This is a genomic window from Nocardia sp. NPDC004573 (genome assembly GCF_053602135.1).
This window is the reverse complement of sequence record NZ_JBSGDA010000002.1, coordinates 269,996-284,710: the sequence shown is the minus strand read 5'-3', so window position 1 is coordinate 284,710 and position 14,715 is coordinate 269,996. Positions and strand designations below refer to the sequence as shown.

General features: G+C 70.9%; 14 protein-coding genes. 6 read left to right on the top strand and 8 right to left on the bottom strand.

Translation table 11 applies throughout. From position 1 onward, the window contains the following. Nucleotides 1-317: 317 nt before the first annotated feature. Nucleotides 318-434, top strand: coding sequence for an LPXTG cell wall anchor domain-containing protein (locus tag ACWEKR_RS04650; RefSeq protein ID WP_159843771.1), 117 nt, complete (start codon nucleotides 318-320; stop codon nucleotides 432-434). Between the two features lie 9 nt (nucleotides 435-443). Beyond that, nucleotides 444-674 (top strand): DUF6480 family protein, encoded by a 231-nt coding sequence (locus tag ACWEKR_RS04645; protein ID WP_452353300.1) that lies wholly within the window; start codon nucleotides 444-446, stop codon nucleotides 672-674. Between the two features lie 64 nt (nucleotides 675-738). Here the strand turns inward: ACWEKR_RS04645 and ACWEKR_RS04640 are convergent, their stop codons facing one another. The 5 genes from ACWEKR_RS04640 to ACWEKR_RS04620 all read right to left on the bottom strand — a co-directional run bounded on the left by ACWEKR_RS04640 (nucleotide 739) and on the right by ACWEKR_RS04620 (nucleotide 9,962). After that, on the bottom strand, nucleotides 739-1,578 hold the full coding sequence (locus ACWEKR_RS04640) for an SDR family oxidoreductase (protein WP_452353299.1): 840 nt from the start codon (nucleotides 1,576-1,578) through the stop codon (nucleotides 739-741). Nucleotides 1,579-1,619: 41 nt separating this feature from the next. Beyond that, complete coding sequence (locus ACWEKR_RS04635; RefSeq protein ID WP_452353298.1) at nucleotides 1,620-2,180, bottom strand: hemerythrin domain-containing protein; 561 nt, start codon at nucleotides 2,178-2,180, stop codon at nucleotides 1,620-1,622. Between the two features lie 20 nt (nucleotides 2,181-2,200). Continuing rightward, nucleotides 2,201-3,982: a thiamine pyrophosphate-requiring protein gene (locus ACWEKR_RS04630; protein WP_452353297.1), complete on the bottom strand. Its 1,782-nt coding sequence runs from the start codon at nucleotides 3,980-3,982 to the stop codon at nucleotides 2,201-2,203. An 88-nt stretch (nucleotides 3,983-4,070) separates the two neighbouring features. Next, nucleotides 4,071-8,678, bottom strand: a complete 4,608-nt coding sequence (locus ACWEKR_RS04625) for a cation-translocating P-type ATPase (RefSeq protein ID WP_452353296.1) — start codon at nucleotides 8,676-8,678, stop codon at nucleotides 4,071-4,073. A gap of 90 nt (nucleotides 8,679-8,768) precedes the next feature. Next, nucleotides 8,769-9,962, bottom strand: coding sequence for an alcohol dehydrogenase catalytic domain-containing protein (locus ACWEKR_RS04620; protein WP_452353295.1), 1,194 nt, complete (start codon nucleotides 9,960-9,962; stop codon nucleotides 8,769-8,771). A gap of 110 nt (nucleotides 9,963-10,072) precedes the next feature. Here ACWEKR_RS04620 and ACWEKR_RS04615 point away from each other — a divergent pair, with 110 nt between their 5' ends. The 3 genes from ACWEKR_RS04615 to ACWEKR_RS04605 are packed head-to-tail and all read left to right on the top strand — an operon-like array spanning nucleotide 10,073 to nucleotide 12,677. Continuing rightward, nucleotides 10,073-10,558 carry a hypothetical protein gene (locus tag ACWEKR_RS04615; RefSeq protein WP_452353294.1) on the top strand — a complete coding sequence of 162 codons (486 nt, stop codon included), beginning with the start codon at nucleotides 10,073-10,075 and terminating at the stop codon, nucleotides 10,556-10,558. Nucleotides 10,559-10,567: 9 nt separating this feature from the next. Further along, nucleotides 10,568-12,043 (top strand): aminotransferase class I/II-fold pyridoxal phosphate-dependent enzyme, encoded by a 1,476-nt coding sequence (locus ACWEKR_RS04610; protein ID WP_452353293.1) that lies wholly within the window; start codon nucleotides 10,568-10,570, stop codon nucleotides 12,041-12,043. A gap of 22 nt (nucleotides 12,044-12,065) precedes the next feature. Beyond that, nucleotides 12,066-12,677 carry a flavodoxin family protein gene (locus tag ACWEKR_RS04605; protein ID WP_452353292.1) on the top strand — a complete coding sequence of 204 codons (612 nt, stop codon included), beginning with the start codon at nucleotides 12,066-12,068 and terminating at the stop codon, nucleotides 12,675-12,677. A gap of 55 nt (nucleotides 12,678-12,732) precedes the next feature. On the opposite strand, the gene ACWEKR_RS04600 is transcribed toward ACWEKR_RS04605, so the two are convergent. Then, a complete protein-coding gene (locus ACWEKR_RS04600) occupies nucleotides 12,733-13,233 on the bottom strand; it encodes a hemerythrin domain-containing protein (RefSeq protein ID WP_195087563.1) in 501 nt (166 codons plus the stop codon). A 139-nt stretch (nucleotides 13,234-13,372) separates the two neighbouring features. Between ACWEKR_RS04600 and ACWEKR_RS04595 the strand changes: the two genes are divergently transcribed. After that, nucleotides 13,373-13,861 carry a CinA family protein gene (locus ACWEKR_RS04595; protein WP_452353291.1) on the top strand — a complete coding sequence of 163 codons (489 nt, stop codon included), beginning with the start codon at nucleotides 13,373-13,375 and terminating at the stop codon, nucleotides 13,859-13,861. A 6-nt stretch (nucleotides 13,862-13,867) separates the two neighbouring features. Here ACWEKR_RS04595 and ACWEKR_RS04590 read toward each other — a convergent pair whose 3' ends face one another. Together ACWEKR_RS04590 and ACWEKR_RS04585 are read right to left on the bottom strand one after the other, a co-directional pair. Continuing rightward, nucleotides 13,868-14,077, bottom strand: coding sequence for a CDGSH iron-sulfur domain-containing protein (locus ACWEKR_RS04590; RefSeq protein WP_159843796.1), 210 nt, complete (start codon nucleotides 14,075-14,077; stop codon nucleotides 13,868-13,870). Then, nucleotides 14,055-14,708, bottom strand: coding sequence for a HemK2/MTQ2 family protein methyltransferase (locus tag ACWEKR_RS04585; protein ID WP_452353290.1), 654 nt, complete (start codon nucleotides 14,706-14,708; stop codon nucleotides 14,055-14,057). The genes ACWEKR_RS04590 and ACWEKR_RS04585 overlap by 23 nt, the downstream gene beginning before the upstream one ends. Nucleotides 14,709-14,715: the final 7 nt, after the last annotated feature.

Below are 14,715 nucleotides of genomic sequence, written 5' to 3'. Positions count from 1 at the left end.
GGTGCGGTTTCCGCTACTTCGCGAACTACGGCTCCGTGCCCCTCACCCGAGCGCCGGATGGATAGGAACTCGACGGCTACTTTCTCGGACCGGCCGAACCGATGGTCTTCGCGCGGGGACGCTGCGCCGGGATCATCCCACCGGCTCTACGACGATGACGACGATTGGTCGTCGTCCCGAGCGCGGATCCGGCCCTGGACGACGCGGCGATCCATCAGGCGGTCGCGTTCCAGGAGACCGCCGGTCACTACGTCCTCGTACGGAGCCGGCCGACGGTCGCGCCGATTGGGCTCGCGGATACCGGGTAGGTCCCGGGCATGGAACTGTTGGTGATTCTCGGCCTCGCGGTGCTCGTGGGCGCGGTGATCCTGTATCGCAAGAGGACCGGCAAACGGCCCGGCGCACCCGAGGTACCCGGCAACGACGGCGAGTAGGGAGCGGCTATGAGCGCGATGGATCCCGACCCCGCGAAGACCCCCGATCTGGAACCGGGCGGCGGCGTACCACCCGGTTCCACGCCCCCGGACACGCCGCAGACCTCGGGGCTGTCGGCGCCGGAGCCGAGTACCAGACACCACTTCCCCGTCACCGGGGTCGTGGCGATGCTCATCGGGGCGCTGGTGATCCTGCTTTTCGTCGCCGCGGCGGTCGGCATCGTGGTGTCGATGCTGTGACCGGCGCCCCCGACGGTCGGCCGCCCCGAGTGCGGCCGACCGTGGGTTCATCGTGCGCCCACCCTCACAGGATCGGCCTGCCCCCGGTGACCGCGATGCGGGCGCCGGAGACGTAGCTGCCGTCGTCGGAGGCCAGCATCACGTAGGTGGGCGCCAGTTCGGCCGGTTGACCGGCACGACCCAGCGGGGTGTCGTCCCCGAACTTCGCGACCTTCTCCACCGGCATCGTGGCCGGGATCAGCGGGGTCCAGATCGGCCCCGGCGCGACGCTGTTGACCCGGATCCCGCGTTCGCCCAGCAACTGCGCGAGGCTGGCGGAGAAATTCGCGATGGCCGCTTTGGTCGCCGCGTACGGAGCCAGGGTGGGGGAAGGCATGTCGGAATTGACCGAGGAACTGCCGATGATCGACGAGCCCGGGGGCATGTGCGGCAGCGCCGCCTTCACCAGGTAGAAGTAAGCGTTGATGTTCAGTTTGACGGTGTGCTCGAATTCCTCGTCGCTGATCTCCTCGATCGTCTCGTGCGTCATCTGGAACGCCGCGTTGCTCACCAGGACGTCGATCTTCCCGAATTCACCCACCGCCCGATCGATGACGGCGCGGCAGTGCGCGGCCTCGGACAGGTCGCCGGGCACCAGCACGGCTTTGCGTCCTGCCTGGGTCACCAGGTCGGCGACCTGTTTGGCGTCCTCGTCCTCGTTGAGATAGGAGATGAGCACGTCCGCGCCCTCGCGCGCGTAGGCGATCGCCACCGCCCGTCCGATCCCGCTGTCGGCGCCGGTGATGACGGCGGCTTTACCGGTCAACTTCCCGGAGCCGCGGTAGCTGTCCTCACCGCAGTCCGGGACCGGGTTCATCCTGGCCTGGATGCCAGGGACGTCTTGCTGCTGTTCGGGAAAACCCATGTCGTCCTCTTCCTCCTGTGCGCTTCGGGGCTCCGGGTGATTCAGCTGTCCTGCTGCTGCCGCCAGTCGCGCACCGCGTCGCGCGTGCGGTCGAACAACGCCAACGGCGGGCCGGCCAGCAGGTTCGCCAGCGCGGACTCGCCCGTGTGCGGATGCGGGCGGGTGGGCGCCACCGCTTCGGCGGCTCGCACCGATCCGGCCATCCGCTTCAGCTGGCTGCTGGAGAACTGTGCGCGCAGCAGCGGGAACTCCTCGGCTTCCTCGTGCGTGGCGTGCTCGTCGACGGCGGCGGCGAACCGGGCCAGCCTGGCATCGAACTCCGGATGGTCCACACCGAGGTCGTAGAGGTCGGCCAGCGCGCGTTTGGCCGCGTTCTCCTCCTCCAATCGCGGTTGCACGATGTCGGCGTCGGCGCCGAAACGGGCGCGCCCGGCCACCGGGTGCACGACCTCTTCCTCGGCGCTCTCGTGCACGGCCAGCAACCGCACCAGATCGGTGAACAGATCCTGTTTCGCGTCGGGACCCGCCTGCAGTCGCGCCAGCAACTCGCGGATCTTCGCGTGCTGGGCGGTGAGCAGGTCGACGACATCCTGGTCGGTCATCGCAACACTCGTTTCTGTCGCTACGGAATGAATTCCTGCACTTTCGCTTTCGCGCCCTGCGCCACCAGGTGCCAGGCGTCGGGGTCGCCGCGCAGCACGGCTTCGGCGGTGTCCTTCATCTGATCCCAGGTCGCGTGCGGCGGGATGGGCGGCACGTCGGGGTCGCAGTGCACGTCGAGCACGACCGGGCCGTCGGCGTGCAGGGCGCTGTCCCAGGCGGGCCCGAGGTCCTCGGGTGTCCGTACGGTGATGCCCGTCAGGCCTGCGCTGTGGGCGACCTCGGCGTAGGAGACGTCGGGAAGGGTTTGCGACTGCTCGAATTTCGGCGCGCCGCCCATGGCCCGCAGCTCCCAGGTGACCTGGTTGAGATCGTTGTTGTGGAAGACGCAGACCACCAGGCGCTGGTCGCGCCAGCGGGGGCGGTAGCGGGCGATGGTGAGCAGTTCGGCCATGCCGTTCATCTGCATGGCGCCGTCGCCGACCAACGCGATCACGGGCCGGTCGGGGTGGGCGAACTTGGCTCCGATGGCGTAGGGCACACCGGGGCCCATGGTGGCCAAGGTGCCCGACAGCGATCCGCGCATCCGTCCCCGGAAGCGCAGGCAGCGGGCGTACCAGTTGGTCGAGGAGCCGGAGTCCGCGGTGACGATGGCGTCCTCGGGAATGCGTTCGGACAGCTCCCACACCACCCGCATCGGATTGACCGGTTCGGCGTCCAGCAAGGATTGGCGTTCGACGGTCTGCCACCAGCGGGCGACGTTCTTCTCGATCCGCTCCCGCCAGCTGCGGTCGTCCTTGCGCCGTACCAGCGGGATCAACTCCGCCAGTGTCGATTTCGCGTCGCCGACCAGGTTCACCTCGGTGGGGTACCGCATGCCGATCATGGCGCCGTCGAGGTCGATCTGCACCGCACGCGCCTGCCCCGGCTCGGGCAGGAACTGGCTGTAGGGGAAATTCGAGCCGACGATCAGCAGCGTGTCGCAGTCACGCATGAGCTCGTAACTGGGCCTGCTGCCGAGCAATCCGATCGCGCCCGTGACGAAAGGCAGGTCGTCGGGCAGCACGTCCTTGCCCAGCAGCGCCTTCGCCACGCCCGCTCCGGTGCGCTCGGCGAGCTCGACGACCTCCTCGGCGGCCGCGCGGGCGCCCTGACCCACGAGGACGGCGACCTTCGATCCGGCCTCGAGCACCTCCGCCGCGCGCCGGATGTCCTCGTGCGCGGGCACCACGCGCGTGGAGGTCGAGCCCGGTGGGCTCGACGGCACCTGCTTGAAGGCGTGCTGCGGTGGATGATATTGCTCTTCTTGCAGATCCGAGGGAATGATCACCGCGGTCGGAGCCCGGCGCGCGGTCGCGATCCGGAAGGCGCGATCCAGCGCGTTGGGTAGCTGGCTGGCCACGTTCACTTCGACCAGATAGTCGGACGCGACGTCCTTGAACAGGCTCTGCAGATCGACTTCCTGCTGATAGCTGCCGCCCATCGCGCTGCGCGCGGTCTGCCCGACGATCGCCACCACCGGAACGTGATCGAGCTTCGCGTCGTACAGCCCGTTGAGCAGGTGAATCGCCCCCGGCCCCGAGGTCGCGGTGCACACGCCCACCTTGCCGCTGAATTTGGCGTATCCGGTGGCCTGGAACGCCGACATCTCCTCGTGGCGGGCTTGGATGAACGCCGGCTTGTCCTCGGCGCGGCCGAAAGCGGCGATCAGGCCGTTGATCCCGTCGCCGGGATAACCGAAGACCTGCTCGACGCCCCATTCCCGCAGACGTTGCACGACGTAGTCACCGACCTGTTGAGCCATAGGGTTCCTCCTGTCCGTGTGCCGGTGGCAGGGTTCGTCGCCCGGCGGATACCCGGGCGCTCGGGCGCCAATCAGCGCGCGGCCGCCGCTAGGCGGTCTCTTGCGCGGGTAGCAGCCGCGGAAGCAGCACGGCGGCGGCGGTGGCGGTCGTCGCGCACGTGGTCGCGATCCCCCACCCGACGGGATCCAGCGGGCGGCAACCGAAGTAGCCGCACAGCCCCGGCGTCATCACCACCGCGCCGAGCACCGCGCCACTGGCCGCCGTGGTGAGCCACACCAGCGGGCTGCGGTACCCGGAGACGAGCGTCTGCCCGAGCTGCGTGCCGATGAGCGCGACCAAGCCGATCGTCGCCGCACGCCGCTGCGTGCCGGTCATGCGGCCGAGGGTCCAGGCGACCGACGCGCTGGTGGCCGTCGCGACACCACGGACGCCGAGGGTGCGCAGCAGGTCGGTGCCCAGGTCGGCGCGCGGGAGTTCGGCCAGCCGCTGTCCGGCCCGCTCCGCCTGCGCCCGCGGATCGTCGGCGTCGTCGGGATCGGCCGCGTCCCGCTCGCGCGACAGCGCCAGCGCCATGGCGGGGAACATGTCGGTGAGCATGTTGACCAGCAAGAATTGCCGGGTGCCCAGCGGCGCCCTGCCACTGACGGCGGTGCCGTAGAGCGTGAAGGCCACTTCACCCGCGTTGCCGCCGACCAGCACGCCGACGGCGTCGGTGACCCGCTGCCACATGCCGCGACCTTCGACGAGGGCGTGCAACAGCACCAGCGGATCGGGGTGGGTGAGCACCATGTCGGCGGCGTTTCGGGCGGCGATCGAACCCTGGGCGGCCAAGCCGATTCCGACATCGGCGGTGCGGATGGCGGCGGCGTCGTTGCTGCCGTCGCCGGTCATGCCGACCACGTGACCCGCGCGGCGCAGCGCCGACACGATGCGCACCTTCTGTTCCGGGTCGACGCGGGCGAAGACGGTGCTCCGCTCGATCAGCTCGGTCTGCGCGGTCTCGTCCAGACGGTCGAGATCCGCGCCGGTGACCACCTGGCCGGATTCGATGCCGAGCTGGCGGGCCACCGCCGCGGCGGTCACCGGGTGGTCGCCGGTGATCATGCGCACGCTGATGCCGTTGCCTTGCAACGCGGTGACCAGCGGCAGCGTCTGGGGGCGCGGGGCGTCGGCGAGACCGAGGAAGCCGAGCAAGGTGAGTTCCTCGACGGCCGCCTCGACGTCGTCGGGTTCACTGGGCAGATCGCGGCGAGCCACCACCAGCACCCGCAGGCCCTGCTCGGCGAGAGCGCGCACCGCCTTCTCGGCGCGTTCGCGCATGTGCTCGTCGAAGGGATGGTCGGTGTCGTCGGTGCGCACCCGGGTGCAACGCGACAGGACCACTTCGGGCGCGCCCTTCACGATCAACCGCAGTTTGTGGGCGGTGTGGCCGAGTGTGGCGGCGTAGCCGCGGTTGGATTCGAACGGGATCTCCTCGATCGGATCCCAGCGGCGTGCGTCGTCGCCGAGCGCTTCGGCCGCGGCGTCGACCACCGCGCGGTCGGTGGCGTGCACGATCGGGCCCTCGGCGGGATCGGGGCAGGCGCGGGCCGCGGCGCGCAGCAGGCGACGCGCATCCTCCGAATCGGCGTCCGGGGACCACTGGTTGTCGAGATCGGCGAGGGTGGTCAGCCGCAGCCGCCCTTCGGTGAGGGTGCCGGTCTTGTCGAAGCACAAGGTGTCCACCCGGCCCAGGGCCTCGACGGTGCGGCTGGCGCGCACCAGCACGCCGTGCCGCGACAGCCTGCGGGCGGCGGCCAGCTGAGCGACCGTGGCCACCAGCGGCAGCCCCTCGGGGACCGCGGCGACCGCGACTGCCACACCGTCGGCGATCGCGGTGCGCAACGGCCTGCCGCGCAGGATGCCCAGCCCGGTCACGACGCCGCCGCCGGTCAAGGTCAGCGGCAGGGCGCGGTCGGTCAAGCGGCGCAATTGCGCCTGCACGCCTGCCTTCTCCGGCGGGATGGCCCCGGCCGCGGCGCGGCCTGCCTGGGTATCGGGGCCGACGGCCACGACGATCGCCCGCGCGGTGCCGTTGACCACGGTGCTGCCCTCGAAGACCATGCAGGCGCGGTCGGCCACCGACGTGCCCGGGGTGGCGTGCACCTGCTTGTCGACGGTGATCGACTCGCCGGTGAGGCCGGATTCGTCCATCTCCAAATCGTCGGCGCGCAGCAGTCGCGCGTCGGCGGGGACCACGTCCCCGGCGCGCAGCACGATGACGTCGCCCACTGCGAGAAGGTTGGCGGGCACCTGCCGTTCGCGCGGTTCGCGCGCGTCGAGGTCGGCGCGATCGATCACGCGGGCGGTGAGCCGTTCGCCCTCGAACAGGCGGTGCAGCGCGCCTTCGGCCCGCTGCCGCTGCCACGCCGACACGAGCGCGTTGACCCCGAGCACCGACGACAGCAGCACCGCGTCCGACGGCGCGCCGAGCACGGCGGTGGCGACCGCGCCCACCCCGAGAATCGGGGTGAGCGGATCGGCCAGCTCGCGGCGCAATTGGCCCGCGAACGACGCCGCCGAGGCGAGCACGCTCGCCCCGGGTATGCGGGCGGCCGGGCTGGGCGCGGCGCGCTCGTCGACCGGAACGGGCCGCGGCAACCGGCTCAGCACCTCACCGGGTTCGAGGGCGTGCCAGGGCAGCAACGGCGCGAGGGTGGCCGGTGGCTCGGTGCGTGCGGTCCGCCAGCCGGTGTAGGCGCCGGTGAGCAGACCGGTGTAGTGGGCGGCGGTCATCGGAGAGGAGCGGCCCCCGCTGTTCGGAGCGACGGCCAGCAGCAGTCCGCCCAGCGCGGCCGCCGAGAGGGCCAGTGAGCGGCCGCGTTCGCTCACCTGGCGGGCCGGGGCGATGGCGGCGAGCACCCGGTGGGCCTGTCCGAGATCGCGGCAGACCGCGTCGGCGGTCCAGGGCATCTGCAGCGCGTTGTCCTCCCGCACCGCTATCCCGATGCCGACATCGGCGAAGGCCAGGGCCTTGTGCGCGCGGGGGCTCAGCACGGCGACGACGTGGCCGTCCTGTTGCAGGGTGCGCACCCGCTCGCTGAGCGAACGCGATGGGGAGATGAATTCGTCCGCCATGGACCGCAGTTCGGCGGCGTCGGCGCCCGCGGCCAGGGTCACCCGCAGGCCCGCGCTGCGCGCTCGGGCCAGCAGGGCGTGGGCACGCCGGTCGAGTTCGCGTCCGACCAGCACCCGTCCCACCGGTGTGCCGTTGTCGTGGAGTTCGCGCCATACGGCGCGGCGGGTGTCACCGTCGTCGGGCCTTCCGGTCGCGGGGTGCACCAGCCGCCGGTGGCCGCCTGCCGACAGGTAGCGGTCGGTGTCGTCGGGCAGCAAGTCGTCCTCGTCGCCTTCCCCGGCCTCCTGCTCCCACAGCAGCCGCTGGCTCGCGCTCCATACTTCGGCGACCGACCACCGTGGATCCGTGGCTTCGGCGTCGAGGATCAACCGGCGTGCGGTCAACAGCGACTCTCCGTCGATGACCAGCGCCGACAATCGGTCCAGCCGCCGCCACACACGCGGGTGCAGCGTCAGCACGCCCGCCCGGCCCAGGATCGTCGAGACCAGCGCCCCGTAGGCTTCGCGGCTGGCCCGCGCCGCCTTGGGCGCTCCCAGTTCCAGCGCGTCGGCCGCGCCGAACAGGCCACGGCCGCCGAGCACGGAGGTGACCGCGCCCACCAGCGCGCCCGCGGCCGTTTCGTCGGCGACCCGCTCGATCGGTCCCTGCGGTATCTCGACCACGCGGGCGGGCGGCGTCAGCGGTTCGCAGACTTCGGCCGGGCGGCGGTCGATGTCGGCTTCCCAGTCGCGCCATTGCGCGTACCGGGTCAGCGACTCGGTCAGCGTGAGCCCGCGGTGCACGGCGTCGATCACCAGGTTCGCCGTGCCCGCCGCCGCGGTGTTACCCAGGGCGTTGCCGAGGGCGTTGGCCGTGGTGAGCACCAGATCGGTGCGGGGACGGCCGAGCTGTTCCTCCAGGGGTTTGCGCAGGCGGGGCTGGGTGTCGACGAAGGCGGCCACCGCGCGCAGCACGCGCGCGGGCTTGCGCAACGGCAGCACCGCGGCCACCGTCGACAGCGCGATCGCGCCCACGTCGCCGGCGACCTGGATCCCCGCCGCCAGCAACGGCTCCCGATCGCCGGGGTGCTCGCAGCCGCGGCTCCAGTCCAGTTCGCCGACCGCGGTATCGGCCTCGACGGATTCGATGGCCGACACCAAGGCGGGCAGGTCGGCCGCGCCGTGCTCGAGGGCGGCGACCACGCGCCCGGTCACGGCGTTCACCCGCCACCAGCGCACATCGCGGCGCCGGTCCAGGGTCCGGTGCAGCGCCTGGGTGACGTCGCCGCTCTTGCCGGAGTCCAGGCCGCGCACCTCCACGGTGGCCCGGTCCTCGTAGAGGGCCACCCGGCGGCGGGTGCGCAGCGCATGCGGATCGATCAGCGCCGCGAGTTCGTCGCGCAACTCCTCGTCGCGTCCCAGGTTCAGCAGCGACGCGCCCGCCCGCGCGCCCGCCACCACCGCCTGCACCGGCGCCTGTGCCGCTTTCGCGCCCAGACCGACGGCCTTCTCCACCCCTGCGCGGGCCATCTCGGCGGCGACGGAAGTCGGCGCCTCGAGCCACCACGGCGAGACGGTTGCGCGTAGTAAGAAGCTCATACACGGCAGCTACCCAGGCCCGAGCAGAGCAAACCGTCCGCGGCCGCGGTCTCGGACGACCGCGACCGGGTCCGGGACCCGCCGCGCCGGTCAGTTCGTGGCGGTCGGGTCGAGCACGACTTTGATCGTGCCGTCGGTCTTCTGCTGGAAGTCGGCGTAGCCCTGCGCCGCGGCGCTCAGCGGCAGCCGGTGGGTGGCGAAGCCGTCCACACCCAGCGGGTCGCCGTCGCGCAGCAACGGCATGATGTCCTCCACCCATCGTTTGACGTTCGCCTGGCCCATCCGCAGCTGGATCTGCTTGTCGAACAACACCCGCATCGGCAGCGGATCCCGCATGCCGCCGTAGACGCCGATCACCGAGATCGTGCCGCCGCGGCGGACGATGTCGATCGCGGAGTTCAGCGCCGCGAGCCGGTCGACGCCCGCGGTGTCCATCACTTTCTGGGCCACCGCGTCCGGCAGGAACGCCGCCGAACGCTGGGCCACCGACGCGATCGGCGACCCGTGGGCCTCCATGCCGACCGCGTCGATCACCGCGTCGGTGCCGCGGCCGTCGGTCCAGCCCCGGATGATGTCACCGACCGGCTCGTCGACGGCGGCGAGGTCGATCACCTCCACGCCGCGCTCGGCCACCCGCGCCAGCCGCTCCGGCACCCGGTCCACGCCGATGACGCGATAGCCGCGCTGCGCCGCGACCCGGCAGGCCATGTCCCCGATCGGGCCCAGACCGAGCACGGTCACCGATCCACCGTCGGGCACCCCGGCGTATTCCACCGCCTGCCAAGCCGTGGGCAGCACGTCGGACAAATACAGGAAACGGTCGTCGGCCGGTCCCTCGGGCACTGTGATGTGGGTGGCGTCCGCGTGCGGCACCCGCAGATACTCCGCCTGGCCGCCGGGCACCTGCCCGTAGAGCTTCGAATAGCCGAACAGCGCTGCGCCGCAACCGTACCGGCGGACCTGGGTCGTCTCGCACTGGGTGGGCAGGCCGGTGCGGCACATGTAGCAGGCGCCGCAGCTGATCTGGAACGGGATCACGACACGGTCGCCGCGCGACAGCCCGGTGACCGCCGAGCCGGTTTCCACCACCCGTCCCATGGCTTCGTGACCGAGGACGTCGCCGGTGCTCATGTAGGCGCCGAGCAGTTCGTACAGGTGCAGGTCCGAACCGCAGATCCCGGTGGAGGTGACCTCGATGATCGCGTCCGTCGGGGCCTCGATGCGGGGATCGGGCACCGTTTCCACGGCGACTTTGCGTCGTCCTTGCCAGGTCACTGCCTTCATCCGGGCGCTCCTCGGGTCGGGGTCGATACAGTCCCGGTCCTACCCGGAGGCCCGTGCCCGAAACGACCGCCGCCGCTTTGCCCGCACCCCCGTCCGGGTAGGCGCGGACCGTGTGGGAGCAAGACCGGATCGCCCACCCCTGGGGCGCGCGCACACCGTGTAGTCCCGGCGAGCAGTGGCCGCCCCGCGTGGACATGCACCTGGCCGAGGCGATCACCGCCGACGACGTGGAACGGTGGGTTCCCTCGGCGTCGGTCCTGCACTCCAACGGCGACGCGTGCGACATCGCGGGGCGTGGCCGGTGGATCGTGGGCGTTCGCGGGCGCGCGGGCGACCGGCTCGACCGCGACCGGCTGGATCCGAAGAACCGCTACGGCCGGCAGGCCGACGTCTCCGTGGATCGGCTGACCACACCGCTGGTGCGAGTCGACGGCGAACGCTCCCGGGATCGCGGCGACGGCGCGCACGATCGGGCGGCGAACGAGCTGACGCGCCGATGTCGACCCCGCGTGCGAGCAGCCGCTGTTCGAGACCGCGGCGGCCCGCATCCGACGGCCACCGTGAGCCGTAGGTGTGCCGCCACTGATTCGGGGTAGGCGGTAGCCGTGGACCATACACGAGCTCCTCTGCTGGAAGCGCTTGCCGACTATCACCGGCTGGGCCGCTACGGCTTCACGCCCCCCGGACATCGGCAAGGACGCGGCACCGACGAACGCGTCCTGGATGTGATCGGCCGGGACGCCTTCGGCTCGGATGTGCTGGCCGTCGCCGGGCTGGACGACCGGCTCTCCCGCGGCGGTTATCTGGCCCGTGCCGAGGCACTGATGGCCGACGCGGTGCGGGCGGAATCGGCGTTCTTCTCCACCTGCGGCAGTTCCCTGTCGGTCAAGGCGGCCATGATGACCGTAGCGGGCGGCCACGACGGCGGCCTGCTCGTGGCGCGGGACAGTCACAAATCGATCGTCGCCGGGCTCATCTTCTCCGGCGTCCAGCCGCAGTGGATCACGCCGCGCTGGGATACCGAGATGCACTTCGCGCACCCGCCCTCCCCCCAACAGGTCCGCGAAGCCTGGGACGCCCACCCTGATGCCGCGGGCGCGCTGATCGTGAGCCCGAGTCCGTATGGCACCTGCGCCGACATCGCCGGCATCGCCGAGGTCTGCCACGAGCGGGGCAAGCCGCTCATCGTGGACGAAGCGTGGGGCGCGCATCTGCCGTTCCACGACGACCTGCCGACCTGGGCCATGGACGCCGACGCGGATCTGTGCGTGGTCAGCGTGCACAAGATGGGCGCCGGGTTCGAACAGGGTTCGGTGTTCCACCTGCAAGGTGATCTCATCGACCCCATCCGGCTCAGCGAATGCGCCGACCTGCTGATGACCACGAGCCCCAACGTGCTGGTCTACGCCGCGCTCGACGGCTGGCGCAGGCAGATGGTCGAACGTGGCCGGGAACTGCTCGGTGACGCGCTGCTGGTCGCCGACCAGGCCAGGCGGCAGCTCGGGGAGATCCCCGGTATCCGGGTGCTGGAAAACGAACTGCTCGGCACGGAAGCCTCCCACGACCTCGACCGCCTCCAAGTCCTCATGGACGTGTCCGGCACCGGGGCCAGCGGCTATCAGGCCGCGGACTGGCTGCGCGAGCACCGGCGCCTCGACCTGGGTTTGAGCGATCACCGCCGTCTGCTCGCCACCCTGTCGTCGGCCGACGACAAGGACACCGTCGACACCCTGATCGACGGCATCGCCGCCTGGCGCGATCAACTGGACGACCCCCACCCGCCGAGCATCGACCTGCCCGCACCGGAGGATCTGCAGCTGGAATCGGTGATGCTGCCGCGCGACGCGTTCTTCGGGCCGGTGGAGACCGTGGACGCGCACGAGGCCGTCGGCCGGATCGCCGCCGAGCAGCTCACGCCCTACCCACCGGGCATACCGGTGGTCGTGCCCGGTGAACGCATCGACGCCGCGGTCGTCGACTACCTGCGCACCGGGCTGGACGCGGGCATGAACGTGCCGGACGCCGCGGACTCGCGGCTGCGCACGATCCGTGTCGTCGCCCGCGACCGAAGCGGAAGTTGATGTCGAACAGGAGGTTTCCTTCATGGCCGGACCGACCGCCCTCGCGCTGGTGTGCACGCTGAAGAAGTCACCCGCAGAATCCAGCAGCGACCTCATCGCCCGGCAGGTGCTCGACGAGCTGGCCCAGCACGACGTGCCGGGCACGGCACTGCGCGTGGTGGACTACGACGTGCTGCCCGGCGTCACCGGCGACGAGGGGCCCGGCGACCAATGGCCGTCGATCCGGGAGCGGATCGCCGCCGCCGACATCCTGCTGATCTCGACCCCCACGTGGGTTGGGCACATGTCTTCGGTGGCGCAGCGAGTGCTGGAGCGTCTGGACGCCGAGCTGTCGGAGACCGACGACGAGGGGCGTCCCGCGATGGTCGGCAAGGTGGCCACGGTGGCGGTGGTCGGCAACGAGGACGGCGCGCACAAGATCGTCGCCGATCTGTACCAAGGACTCAACGACATCGGATTCACCATCCCCGCGCAGGGCTGCACGTACTGGAACGATCAGGCCATGGGCGGCACCGACTACCAGGATCTCGATTCGGTGCCCAAGGCGGTCGCCTCGGCCACCGCGGCGCTGGCCCGCAACGCCGCACACCTGGCCGGGGTGCTCAGCGCCCGGCAGTACCCGCCCGCCGGATGATCCCCGTACCCGCTCGCGCCGGCACCTCCCCCCGGGTGCCGACGCGTTCGCGTGGTCAGGCGAGGACGGCGTCGACGGTCTTCTTCAAGGCCGAGGGCTGCGCGGGCGATGTCGGCGCCTTCTTCCTGAGTTCCTGCATCCGCGCGCCGATCTCCTGCAGTTGCTTGCGTCCCAGCTGGTCGCGCACCTTCGGGAACCACTCGTTCTCTTCCTCGTCGATGTGATGGTCGACGTTCTCGATCAGCACGGTGGTCTTGGCGGTGAAGTGCTCGTCGTCGGGCTTCATCGTGGCCAGCTCCGTGACCAGCACGTCGGCGACGTGATGCTCCTCGTAGGACTCCAGGATGTCCTCCTCGAGGTCGGGAACGAGTTTGCGCACCTCCGGGTACATGCACTCGTTCTCGAGATAGGTGTGCACGGTGAGCGCCTCGATGATCTTCTTCACCACGTCGCCCTTGGTGGCGACGGCGTCGTCGCCTGCCTTCTCGAACTGCCGGAACAGCTTTCGGATCGCCTTGTGGTCGTCGCGAAGCAGCACGATCGCGTCGGTGGTCATCGCTTTCTCCTTGCGTCGGGGGCCGAGTCTTCTGCCGACATTCCCGGCGCCGCGACGCCGAAACCGTGGTGTGCGCCGCGCGGCCCACCTCGTCGCCGGCCGTATGGTGAACAGGCAGCGAACACAGGAAAGGACGACGATGCCCCACGCGGACGACTACGCACAGGAACTGGCCGAATTGGCGCAGAAGGCGGACATCACCGTGGCGGTCGCCGAATCGCTCACCTCCGGACGGCTTTCGGCCACCCTGGGCGCCGCCCCGAATTCCTCCGAGTGGTTTCGCGGCGGCCTCGTGGCCTACAGCACCGAGGTCAAGCGGACCGTTCTCGGGGTGCCCGATGTGCCGGTGGTGTCGCAAACCGCGGCCGAAGCGATGGCCACGGGCGTCCGGACACTGCTGAAAGCGGTTGTGGCCGTGGCAGTCACTGGCGCGGGCGGGCCGGATCCACAGGACGGCCAGCCGCCAGGGTCGGTCTGGTTCGCGATCGCCGGGGAGCAGGGCGTGCGGGCTTGGCACCGTCAGTTCGACGGCGAACCCGCGGACGTAGTGGCGCAGACCGTCGCCTGCGCCACCGAAACGCTGCTCGACACCGTCCGGTCACTGGGCCCGGACGGCTCGCCGTCGTGACCGCGGTCACGACGAGCGGCGCCGCTTGCGGTGGCTGGTGTCGCAGAACGGGTAGTTCTTCGAGCGCTTGCACAAACACAGCGCCACCACGAACCGGTCGGACCGCACGGTCCGGCCGTCCGCGGTGACGAATTCGACCGGGCCCTCGATCAACGCGGGGCCGTCGGCGGTGAGCGTCACCCGCCGCCACTGCTCATTGCCGGATGCGGTCGGCACGGATCACCACCAGGTCTTCCATTCGCTGACCGGGTTCGATCAACCCGGCCGATTCCAGCCATTCCGCGCGGCGGCGCAGCACCGGCCCGAACGGCACGGTCGCCCGTGCCACGACCGCGGCCTTCAGCTCCCGCTCACGCAACTGGGACAACGTCTCGTCGGGATCGCTCAACACCGAATGCACGATCAACGCGACGCCCCGCGGCTTCAGCAGCGTGGGCAGCGCCGCGCACAACTGGTCGAGGATCGCCCTGCCCTGCGCCCCGGCGTCCCACGCGCGCGCGAGGCCGCGGCTGTCGGTGCCTTCGGGAGCGGGCACATAGGGCGGGTTGGCCAGCACCAGATCGAAACTGCGACCGCCGAGGACCGCCCCGAAATCCCCGCGCAGCACCTCGGCGTCGATCCCGCGCAGCCGGCAGTTCAACCAGGCCGACACGACAGCGGAACGGGAAACGTCCACCGCCGTCACCCGCGCGGCTCCGGTGTACGCGGCGGCGACGGCCAAGGCTCCGGTGCCGGTACACACGTCCAGCGCATGCCCGCCCTGTGGTATGCCCGCCTCGGACAGGGCACGGACGAGCAACCAGGTGTCCAGCTGCGGCGGATAGACGCCGGGTGGTCGAATCAACATCACATCC

Coding starts and splice junctions, on each gene's coding strand:
- ACWEKR_RS04650 (WP_159843771.1), top strand. CDS start 318: ATGGAACTGTTGGTGATTCTCGGCCTCGCGGTGCTCGTGGGCGCGGTG.
- ACWEKR_RS04645 (WP_452353300.1), top strand. CDS start 444: ATGAGCGCGATGGATCCCGACCCCGCGAAGACCCCCGATCTGGAACCG.
- ACWEKR_RS04640 (WP_452353299.1), bottom strand. CDS start 1,578: ATGGGTTTTCCCGAACAGCAGCAAGACGTCCCTGGCATCCAGGCCAGG.
- ACWEKR_RS04635 (WP_452353298.1), bottom strand. CDS start 2,180: ATGACCGACCAGGATGTCGTCGACCTGCTCACCGCCCAGCACGCGAAG.
- ACWEKR_RS04630 (WP_452353297.1), bottom strand. CDS start 3,982: ATGGCTCAACAGGTCGGTGACTACGTCGTGCAACGTCTGCGGGAATGG.
- ACWEKR_RS04625 (WP_452353296.1), bottom strand. CDS start 8,678: ATGAGCTTCTTACTACGCGCAACCGTCTCGCCGTGGTGGCTCGAGGCG.
- ACWEKR_RS04620 (WP_452353295.1), bottom strand. CDS start 9,962: ATGAAGGCAGTGACCTGGCAAGGACGACGCAAAGTCGCCGTGGAAACG.
- ACWEKR_RS04605 (WP_452353292.1), top strand. CDS start 12,066: ATGGCCGGACCGACCGCCCTCGCGCTGGTGTGCACGCTGAAGAAGTCA.
- ACWEKR_RS04600 (WP_195087563.1), bottom strand. CDS start 13,233: ATGACCACCGACGCGATCGTGCTGCTTCGCGACGACCACAAGGCGATC.
- ACWEKR_RS04595 (WP_452353291.1), top strand. CDS start 13,373: ATGCCCCACGCGGACGACTACGCACAGGAACTGGCCGAATTGGCGCAG.
- ACWEKR_RS04585 (WP_452353290.1), bottom strand. CDS start 14,708: ATGTTGATTCGACCACCCGGCGTCTATCCGCCGCAGCTGGACACCTGG.